The sequence below is a fragment of the Enterococcus sp. BSD2780061688st2 D3 genome (genome assembly GCF_005844145.1).
GTDB lineage: Bacteria > Bacillota > Bacilli > Lactobacillales > Enterococcaceae > Enterococcus_B > Enterococcus_B durans.
Map to the genome: position 1 here is coordinate 149,533 of NZ_SPHN01000006.1, position 9,726 is coordinate 159,258.

The 9,726-nt window shown below is 36.1% G+C and carries 9 protein-coding genes and 1 pseudogene; 8 read left to right on the forward strand and 2 right to left on the reverse strand.

Features of this window, described 5'->3' with window-relative positions; genetic code table 11:
- Nucleotides 1-89 precede the first annotated feature (89 nt).
- Both FGQ66_RS06985 and FGQ66_RS06990 read right to left on the reverse strand, forming a co-directional pair.
- A pseudogene (locus FGQ66_RS06985) lies at nt 90-1,385 on the reverse strand (ISL3 family transposase).
- Between the two features lie 241 nt (nt 1,386-1,626).
- Nucleotides 1,627-2,796, reverse strand: coding sequence for a serine hydrolase domain-containing protein (locus tag FGQ66_RS06990; protein WP_081135848.1), 1,170 nt, complete (start codon nt 2,794-2,796; stop codon nt 1,627-1,629).
- A 201-nt stretch (nt 2,797-2,997) separates the two neighbouring features.
- Here FGQ66_RS06990 and mltG point away from each other — a divergent pair, with 201 nt between their 5' ends.
- The 8 genes from mltG to FGQ66_RS07030 all read left to right on the forward strand — a co-directional run bounded on the left by mltG (nt 2,998) and on the right by FGQ66_RS07030 (nt 9,712).
- Nucleotides 2,998-4,170: an endolytic transglycosylase MltG gene (gene mltG, locus FGQ66_RS06995; protein ID WP_081135851.1), complete on the forward strand. Its 1,173-nt coding sequence runs from the start codon at nt 2,998-3,000 to the stop codon at nt 4,168-4,170.
- 138 nt (nt 4,171-4,308) lie between these two features.
- Nucleotides 4,309-4,788 (forward strand): transcription elongation factor GreA, encoded by a 480-nt coding sequence (gene greA, locus FGQ66_RS07000; protein ID WP_005876368.1) that lies wholly within the window; start codon nt 4,309-4,311, stop codon nt 4,786-4,788.
- 286 nt (nt 4,789-5,074) lie between these two features.
- Nucleotides 5,075-5,806 (forward strand): cell wall-active antibiotics response protein LiaF, encoded by a 732-nt coding sequence (gene liaF, locus FGQ66_RS07005; RefSeq protein ID WP_081135821.1) that lies wholly within the window; start codon nt 5,075-5,077, stop codon nt 5,804-5,806.
- Nucleotides 5,803-6,870 (forward strand): two-component system sensor histidine kinase LiaS, encoded by a 1,068-nt coding sequence (liaS, locus tag FGQ66_RS07010; protein ID WP_081135799.1) that lies wholly within the window; start codon nt 5,803-5,805, stop codon nt 6,868-6,870. The genes liaF and liaS overlap by 4 nt, the downstream gene beginning before the upstream one ends.
- Before the next feature lie 6 nt (nt 6,871-6,876).
- Nucleotides 6,877-7,509 carry a response regulator transcription factor gene (locus FGQ66_RS07015; protein WP_081135801.1) on the forward strand — a complete coding sequence of 211 codons (633 nt, stop codon included), beginning with the start codon at nt 6,877-6,879 and terminating at the stop codon, nt 7,507-7,509.
- Between the two features lie 243 nt (nt 7,510-7,752).
- Nucleotides 7,753-8,418, forward strand: a complete 666-nt coding sequence (locus FGQ66_RS07020; RefSeq protein WP_081135804.1) for a potassium channel family protein — start codon at nt 7,753-7,755, stop codon at nt 8,416-8,418.
- A 12-nt stretch (nt 8,419-8,430) separates the two neighbouring features.
- Entirely contained in the window at nt 8,431-8,724 is a 294-nt protein-coding gene (locus tag FGQ66_RS07025) for a HesB/YadR/YfhF family protein (RefSeq protein ID WP_081135806.1), read from the forward strand.
- 127 nt (nt 8,725-8,851) lie between these two features.
- Nucleotides 8,852-9,712, forward strand: a complete 861-nt coding sequence (locus FGQ66_RS07030) for an NAD(P)-dependent oxidoreductase (protein ID WP_230315241.1) — start codon at nt 8,852-8,854, stop codon at nt 9,710-9,712.
- The last annotated feature ends 14 nt before the right edge of the window (nt 9,713-9,726 follow it).

Consider the following 9,726-nt stretch of genomic DNA (forward strand, 5'->3'; position numbering starts at 1 on the left):
TTTTCAGGCTCTTTGTCAATAAGGACTGATGAGTTTTGTAAAGTGAAATCTGGGATAGAAGGACTGACCTTCTGTCTCAGATTTTTTTGTTATTTCACTTGAATCAATTGATTGATCAAAAAAATCCTGATTTTCATGTTCTCAAATGATTTAAATCCATAAGATAATCGTTTCAGTGTCTTGATATGGGTATTTTTGGCCTCTATTTTGCCATTAGAATACGGGTAAATCATAGCATTGTAAATCCCTTCTTCGTAAGTTAAAAGGTTTTGAAGTTTCGTGCGAAATTGGACATCAAGTGTTTCAGGAAGATTTTTTAATAAGGTAAAAAATAAGTCAGGTTCTTTGTCTCGAAAGGCTTCGGTCAGCTCATGGAAAAAAGTATAGGCTTCCTTTAAAGGCGTTGAAAACGCCAGTAATCGATCGATCATCATTGCTTCAGTGAGTAGCGGGTATTTAGGTGCACGAAAACTGCGCCATGTTTTGTAGTCATAGTAATTGATTTTTTGACGGTTTTTTAGAAGAAAGCGCCAGTTCTTTTTCACTTTCTCGGCTTCTCTTCGTTGCCCTAACTGGTGTAATCTTTTCATTTCTTGTACACGAAAATCATTGAATGCCTGATTCAGATGTTTGGTGATATGAAAACGATCAATGACGACTTTCGCATTCGGTAAGACACGTTTTGTCAATTAGAAGTAGGCGGCATTCATATCTGTCACTAAGTATTCCACCGCTTCAGGATTCGTACAGCGACTAAAATAGTGTGTCAAACGCGATAATTTACGTGTAGGCAAAATATCAATGAGTTTTCCTGTCTCGCCATCCGCACAAATAAAGCTCATTTTATCCTCAATCGAAGCGTGCGAACGAAATTCATCCACCATCAATACTTTTGGCAGGGTCCTTTTTGACGGCTTCGGAAGATAGTTTTTCAACTCTTTCAATGTACGAATCACAGTCGTCAAAGATACCTGACAAAGCTTGGCAATCAATGATAAAGACATCTTTTCGGCGAGTAAAGCAGTGATTTTCCATTTGACATGATTGGCAATCGAATGTCTAGGACGGACAAAGTAGCTTTGGGCTGTCCAATGACGCAAACAGTTTTTACAGGTGTAGCGTTGCTTTTTCAAACGCATGATCAGTGGCATGTGGTTGTATTCTTCAAAGCGGACAATAGTTTTCTTCTTGCCATTCTTCACAATGGTCGTTTGACCGTGAGCATCGATTACAGAGGAACCGCAATGTGCACAAGCACAAGGAGCAGGAGAGAGAACCGCATCGATGACCATCGTTTTTTTGTTTTGAAACAGCTCGTAAGAAACTTCAGTGATTACTAAATTTTGGTCTATTAATCGCAACATTTTTTTGATAGAATCATTCATAGAACATATCGTCCTCTCGTAGTTTATTTTGTGGTGATTTAATCATACTAGAGAACGATATGTTTTTTAATACCTAAAATGAAAAATGGGGCTGAAGAATCAATTTTGATTCATCAGTCCCATAAATTATAGAGCCCATTTTCAGAGATACTAGAAGAGACTGAGACAATTGTTGTCCCAGTCTCTTTTTTAGTAAATACTATCAAAGATGTAGTATTTTCAATCTTCTCTTTTCGTTATATCAGCCATTTGCTAAGTGGTTGGTCCCTTCCAATAGATCATAGATTTGATTCCTTAGATCATTCGCTGACAGTTTGATCTTTTTATCTGCTTGAACGTTGCTTTCCATGACGACAGTATCTGTTAGATTTCTTTTGATGGCCACGACTGAATGGTACCGATTGATATTTCCTTGGGCTAAGATATAATCATTTCCACAGTATACGCCACCGCTGTATGGATGCCCCTTCGCATTTTCACGCCATAATGAGAAGAGTACGTCTTTGGAAACTAGTTTTCCAGATAAAACTTGTGTAAACAACGTATTTAAATCATAGACGGACATACTGATATTCCCAGTCCCTAATTCGTTATGGATCTCTGTTTCAGATTCTGTCAATGGTTTAAAGTAATCGTCCTCTTTAGACATTTGATAGGATAGTGCATGATTGGATGAATTTTTGACTTGGTCATAAAACTTCGTATGCTGTAATCCCAAAGGTTCTATGATATCATCAGTCACTAATTTTTCATACGGTTGATTCGTTAATTTGATTAAAATTCCAGTCAATATGGTAAAGTTCAATGGTTCGTAATGGTAGGTCTGGTAATCTGTAAATTTTAAGTGCTGAAGCGCAAATTGGACGATTTCTTCATCAGTCATTGGTATGGTCGGAGAAGCAGTTCGGTGCAAGCCCGAGCGCATATACAGCAAGTCACGGATAGTAATTCTCTGACTACCAGCGATTTGTGGATAGAATTGAGCCAACTTAGTGTCTAAAGAAAGGTGTCCACGTTCGACTTGTTTTAAAATCAAAAGAGTAGTCAATGCTTTTTGAATCGAACCAATCTGATAATAAAGTGAAGGGTCATTTGGTTGTTGCGTGAGCTTATTCGCATAGCCGTAACCTTTTTCCATGATGATACGATTATTTTTCTTTACGAGAATGGAACCAATATAATCATTTTTTCGTAATAGTTGATCGATTTTTTCAACGAGCTGCTGTTCATCGGTTGTTAGTATCAATTTTTTTTGAGAGGATTGAGCATGTGCGATTGTCTGAGAGTGTTCATTATTGTATAAGTGCCATCCAAGAATAGTTCCTGTAGAAAATGAGCTAAGACTGAACAACAAGACGATGATTGTTAAAAATGAATGCTTTCTTTTTTTAGCATGTTTTCCTTTTTTCATAATAGTTTTGGACTTTCCTTTCTTTTTATAGAAAGAATAAAGCTAAAATAGCTTGTATCTTGACAACATTTATTTTAATCTGATAATAATATATTTACTACTTACAATTTTGATAGATTATTTAAATAAAATCATTCACGACAATTCAAATATCATGTATAATAAATAGAGTTACGAACTTGATAGTAAGGAGGAGTTGTTTTGTCAGAAAACAAACAACGTCCAGTGGAGAAAAAAAAGAATGTTTCTTCTGATACCACCGAAGTGATCACTCAGAGGAAGAATTTACGTAAAAAAGAAGATAAAATCGTAAGTAGGATCATTATGGTGATTGTTCTTACATTATTGATTGTTGGCGGCGTCCTTGGCTTTACAGTATACCGTTATGTCGACAGTGGATTAAAGCCACTGGATACATCAAATGACCAATTAGTGCAAGTAGAGATCCCAAGTGGCTCTTCAAATAAGCAGATCGGTGAAATCTTAGAGAAGGATAATGTCATTAAGAGTGGAATCGTATTTAACTATTATACGAAATTCAAAAATATGACTGGATTTAAAGCAGGATATTACCAAATGGCACCTAATATGACTTTAGATGAAATTGGTAAAGAATTACAAGAAGGTGGTACTTCTGAACCGACAGAAGTAGCAGATGGCAAGGTGGTCGTTCCAGAAGGATATGACATCAATCAAATTGCTTCACGAGTGGCTAAAGTGACTGGGAAAAATGAACAAGAATTTTTGGATTTGATGAAAGATGAAACATTCTTCAAAGAGTTACAGCAAAAATTCCCTGATCTATTGGCAAGCGCCAGCACGGCTGAAAATGTCAAATACCGGTTAGAAGGCTATTTGTTCCCAGCTACCTATGACTATTATAAAAAGATGTCGCTTAAAGACCTAGTGATTCAAATGGTCAATAAGACAAATACAGTGTTGCAACCTTATTTTTCAACAATCAAACAACAAAATCATACGGTACAAGAAGTATTGACTTTGGCATCGTTAGTTGAAAAAGAAGGGGTTAAAGAAAATGACCGTAAAAATATTGCCCAAGTATTTTATAATCGGATTGCTGCGAATATGCCGTTACAGTCTGATATATCTGTGTTATATGCATTAGGAGAGCACAAAGAATTAGTGACCTATGAGGATACTGCGGTGGACTCTCCTTATAATTTATATACAAATACGGGATATGGACCTGGGCCGTTCGATAACCCTAGTGAAGCTTCGATTAAAGCTGTTTTAGAACCTACTAAAAATGATTACTATTACTTTGTAGCGGATATCAAAACAGGTGATGTCTACTTTGCAAAAACTTATGAAGAACATTTAGAATTAGTTGATAAATATGTCAATAATTCGTAAAATAGGTTATGTCACTAGTGATTTATTTTAATAAAAAAACATTTACAATTTAGGAAAAGCATGGTAATCTTTTTTGGATTATATCCTCAAAAGATTACCTTTTGCGGTATTCCAAAAGATAAGAAGGAGACGTTATACATGGTTGAGAAAGTTTACCCTATGACTCTAGAAGGTAAAGCTAAACTAGAAGAAGAATTAGAAGAATTAAAAACAGTTAAACGCGGGGAAATTATTGAACGTATCAAAATTGCCCGTAGCTTTGGTGATCTATCTGAAAACTCAGAATATGAATCTGCGAAAGATGAACAAGCATTTGTCGAAGGACGAATCACAACGATCGAAACAATGATCCGTTTCGCACAAATCATTGATAACGATGGTGTAGATGCGGACGAAGTATCGATTGGTAAAACAGTTACTTTTATTGAATTGCCTGATGGTGATGAAGAAGAGTATACGATTGTAGGGAGCGCAGAAGCAGATCCATTTTCTGGAAAGATTTCTAATGATTCTCCAATTGCTCAAGCATTGATCGGTAAGTTGGTTAATGACGAAGTGACTATCGCAACTCCTGGTGGCGATATGTTAGTTAAAATCACTAAAGTGGAACAAGCGTAAATCAACTGTATGTTTAAGTAGAAAAGAGGCAAAAAAGGTGTTTCAAGAAATAAAAGAAAATCTACAAAAATAACTTGTTTTAATTTTTGAGAATTTCGATTTATTTTTCGAAGCAGTTGCTTTCATTTTCGCTGTTTATTCGGATCGATAGGGGAAGATAAAAGTGATTTTACTTTTGTCTTCTCCTTTTTTGGTTGTAGCAATGATTTACATCTTAAGCCCTATGGCATCTTTGAGAAAAACTAGGTATGATGAAATGAGAATGACTATGAAAGGGGAAAAAGAGATGAATAGTTCTTGGCGTTTTTTTATCATTGTTGAAACGCTGCTATTGCTTTTTGCTATTTGGCAAATCGTTAATAATGTCGCCTTACTTCTTTTGGTACTTTTTGGCATCTTAAATATATATTTAGCTTTAAAAAAACATCCACGATCAGGATTTCAAAATTTTCAATTGGTTATGGGAGGACTGATCATCTTCTTTAGCTTAGTGAATAGTCCTGCATTATGGATGATGGCTGTGTTTGCTGTTTTGTTCATCGGTCTAAAAGGTGTAGAGATATCAGGAATCGATTTTACAAAAAATGCATTCTGGCGTAAAAAACAAATGATCATGGTCCAAACAGATCAATTAAAATCTCATAACAATGAACGAAAAACGCAACAATTGTTTGGTAATCAAAGGATCGGAAACGATGTATATGAATGGGATGATATCAATATTTCATTGATATCTGGTGATACAATCATTGATTTAGGAAATACTTTGTTACCTAAAGATGACAATATTGTGATCATCCGAAAGGGGATCGGCAGAACACGCATTTTAGTTCCCGTAGGTATTGCAATGAGTTTAGAACACGCTACTTTGGCTGGGAATGTTTTATTTGAAGAAGAACAATTTTCATTGAAGAACGAATCCATCAAAATCTATAGTAACGATTATGATGAAAATCCGCGACGTTTAAAGATCATCACGAATTCACTTTTGGGAGATGTTGAGGTGATACGAGTATGATCAGCAAATTGTCGAAACGAATGTTTGCTGTTTACTCAGCAATTGTTTCTTTCTTGATCATCTTATTCTCTTTATTTACTTATTTTTATGCGAGTAATCAAACTGATTGGTGGCGAGAGTTATTAAGTGCTAGACTTTTGTATATTCCCTTGATTTTTCATTTATTTGCCATTGCTTTAGGCGTAGGACTTCTCATTTTTTTGATTGTTTCAGTTATTCAAAAAGCAAGATATGGGAAAATCGAAGAGAAACTACGGACTCTATCGGCGGGTAATTATGAATCACCTATTTTGAATCAACCAATACCAAGACCAGTCGATGATATCTACTTACATGATATCGATCTGGAAATTACCAAAATCAAAGAGAAAATGATTGAAGTATCAAGTGAACTCCAAATTATGACAAGTAGACCGCAGTATGTGGATGGACAAACAAGAGAAGAAATCTTAGAATTAGAGAGACATCGGTTAGCTCGAGAATTGCATGATTCTGTTTCTCAACAACTTTTTGCAGCAATGATGATGATGTCTGCATTAACGGAACAAGCGGAAAAAACAGATACATCTGAAATATTTCGTAAACAACTGCAAATGGTAGCGGATATCATCAATGCTTCACAATCAGAAATGCGTGCATTGTTGCTTCATCTTCGTCCCGTAAACCTTGAAGAGAAGAGTTTGAAGCAAGGGATTGAGCAGCTATTGAAAGAATTGCAAAATAAAATTCAAATTTCTCTGAAATGGGACATTGAGGACGTAAAATTGACAAGTTCTATTGAGGATCATCTGTTTCGTGTCGTACAAGAACTATTGTCTAACACGCTGCGACATGCGAAGGCGAATGAATTGGAAGTTTATTTGCATAAGATCAATAATAATCTGTTATTACGGGTGATTGATGATGGAGCTGGATTCAATATGAATGAATCTAAAACTGGTAGCTATGGATTAAATAATATTAGAGAACGGGTTGCGGGTATCGGTGGAACAGTGAAAATCATTAGTTTCAAAGGACAAGGTACCAGTATTGAAATCAAAGTTCCTTTAATGAAGGAGGGGTAAGTAAAGATGATCAAAGTTTTACTTGTAGATGATCACGAAATGGTTCGTTTAGGCGTTTCTTCTTATTTATCGATCCAGGATGATATCGAAGTGATTGGCGAAGCAGAAAACGGGCGAGAAGGTTACGAAAAAGCAATGGAATTACGACCTGATGTGATCTTAATGGATCTTGTCATGGAAGAAATGGACGGTATCGAATCAACAAAAGCTATCTTAAAGGATTGGCCGCAAGCAAAAATCATTATCGTAACTAGTTTCATTGATGATGAAAAAGTTTATCCCGCAATTGAAGCAGGTGCGGCAGGATACTTATTAAAGACATCGACTGCTCATGAAATAGCAGATGCGATTCGAGCAACGCAGCGTGGAGAACGTGTGTTAGAACCTGAAGTAACAAATAAAATGATGGAGAAAATGAGTAGACGAAATGAACCAGTCCTTCATGAAGAATTAACGAATCGGGAAAACGAAATCTTGATGTTGATCTCTGAAGGAAAAAGCAACCAGGAAATTGCCGATGAATTGTTTATCACGCTTAAAACTGTTAAAACTCATGTGTCTAATATCTTAGCAAAATTAGAAGTTGAAGACCGAACGCAAGCTGCAATCTATGCGTTCAAACATGGATTAGTCAAGTAACATAAATTATACTCCTTTTAATGGGACCTTCAAAGAGGAACAATTTTTTGTATGAAGTGTTGCAAAACTAATACGGTGAACCAAGAAGAAAAAATCTCGAAATAAATTTAATATTTTGAGTTTTTTTCTTTTTATTTTTTCTGTAAGAAATTAATTTTTGAAAGGTGAGAATATCTTGATCACTTGCTTTCGTTTTTAGAAAGCCTTTGCTATACTTAGGTAAAAAGATAAGGGAGGAAACAAGTGAAACAAAACTTTGCAATTGTAGGTCTTGGCCGTTTTGGTGGAAGTATCTGTCGGACGTTAGTCGAAGCGGGTCAAGAAGTATTAGCCATTGATAGCAGTGAAGACCGAGTCAATGAATATATGAATATTGCTACACATGCTGTAGTAGCAAATGCCCAAGATGAAATGACGTTACGTTCTTTAGGAATCAGAAACTTTGACCATGTGATCATAGCGATCGGGGAAGATATCCAAGCAAGTATTTTGGTCACGTTGATGGTGAAAGAAATGGGTGTCCCTAATATTTTGGCAAAAGCACAAAATGAGTATCATGCTCGTGTGTTGGAAAAAATAGGTGCTGACCGTGTTGTCCATCCTGAACGTGATATGGGGGTTCGAATTGCCCATAACTTGGTATCAAAGAATATCCTTGATTATTTAGAATTATCTGATCAGTTTTCGCTTGCGGAAATTCGGGTATCTAATCCTAAATTTTTTAATAAAACGTTAGCAGAATTAAATTTTAGACAGCGTTATGACTTAACTGTAGTTGCAATCCGTCGTTCGGATCGAACGGTCGTAGTCTCACCTTCCGCTGCGGAATATGTGCGGGAAAATGATAATTTGTTAGTGATCGGTGAGACAGAAGATGTAGATATTTTAGATGACAAGATGAATCAATAAGGGGATGCTTGAATGGAATTGACAGTGACAGAAAATGCACGTAAGTGGTTTGAATCAGAAGTAGCGCTACCTAAAGGTTATGGTATCCGTTTCTTTGGGAAGGTTTATGGGAAAACAGAAGTGCATGAAGGCTTTTCCATTGGTATGTCTGTAGAGCTTCCAGAACATCCTATAAAAAAAGAAGTGATCGATGGTATCTTATTTTTCATTGACGAGGCCGATGAATGGTTTTTTAAAGGATATGATCTAGAAGTAGATTATGATGAAACTTTAGATGAACCGATTTATCATTTCAAAGAACAGTGAAGAAAAAGGAGTATTTTCGGCAAGAAATCAGCCGGAAGACTCCTTTTCTTTAGTTCTGAAGAAAACAGATTGTTTCATACTTTGTTATACTTAGGCTAAACTAAAGAGAAGAAGGGTGGTTAACTACATGGGAGAAAAAATTATTTACTTAGATCGAGATTTTAGAGAAGAATTTATGGATAAAATCAAATCAATTGCTCCAAACTATACGATCAAAACTGATTTGATAGAAGAAGAGCTTCCCGACGTGGAAATCAGTCTAGGATGGAATCGAAACTATCAAGAGGGCTTGCTTTACTCTGGTCATTTAAAATGGGTTCAATCGATTTCTGCTGGTGTGGATACCTTACCATTAGAGAAATTTGCGGAGAAAGGGATATTGGTATCTAATGGTAGTGGTATCCATAGTGAATCGATTGCAGAGCATATCATGGGAATCATTCTTGGCTATTCAAGAGGGCTATTTCAGGCTCAGCGAGCACAAGTCGCAAAAAAATGGTTAGGATCGAATGTACATTATCAGCCTTTAGAAAATCAAAAAGTACTGATCATTGGTACGGGGAAAATCGGTAAAATGGTTGCAAAAAAGGCATCTGGATTTGATATGGAATGTTATGGAATCAATACATCTGGCCATCCTGTAGATGGGTTCAAACAAACCTACCCACTTGAAGACTTATCAGAAGTAGTGCCTGAAATGACTATCGTTGTAAATATTCTACCTTTGACGGAACAGACAAAAGGACTGTTCAATGGTAAGTTATTTAAAAAGTTCAATCGTCAGGCAGTATTGATCAATGTAGGACGAGGAGCATCCTTAAAAACAGATGAATTGGTGATTGCACTAAATGAAGGAAGATTAGCTTTTGCTTCTCTGGATGTCTTTGAGGAAGAACCATTGCCTTACGATAGTCCGCTGTGGGAATGTAACTGTCAAGTAGAATTGTGCACTTTTTGCCAGATAACTTTGTGCACTTTTGTTACGTGAAGACTGATTCTCGA

Coding starts and splice junctions, on each gene's coding strand:
- FGQ66_RS07015 (WP_081135801.1), top strand. CDS start 6,877: ATGATCAAAGTTTTACTTGTAGATGATCACGAAATGGTTCGTTTAGGC.
- greA (WP_005876368.1), top strand. CDS start 4,309: ATGGTTGAGAAAGTTTACCCTATGACTCTAGAAGGTAAAGCTAAACTA.
- FGQ66_RS07025 (WP_081135806.1), top strand. CDS start 8,431: ATGGAATTGACAGTGACAGAAAATGCACGTAAGTGGTTTGAATCAGAA.
- FGQ66_RS07030 (WP_230315241.1), top strand. CDS start 8,852: ATGGGAGAAAAAATTATTTACTTAGATCGAGATTTTAGAGAAGAATTT.
- FGQ66_RS06990 (WP_081135848.1), bottom strand. CDS start 2,796: ATGAAAAAAGGAAAACATGCTAAAAAAAGAAAGCATTCATTTTTAACA.
- liaF (WP_081135821.1), top strand. CDS start 5,075: ATGAATAGTTCTTGGCGTTTTTTTATCATTGTTGAAACGCTGCTATTG.
- liaS (WP_081135799.1), top strand. CDS start 5,803: ATGATCAGCAAATTGTCGAAACGAATGTTTGCTGTTTACTCAGCAATT.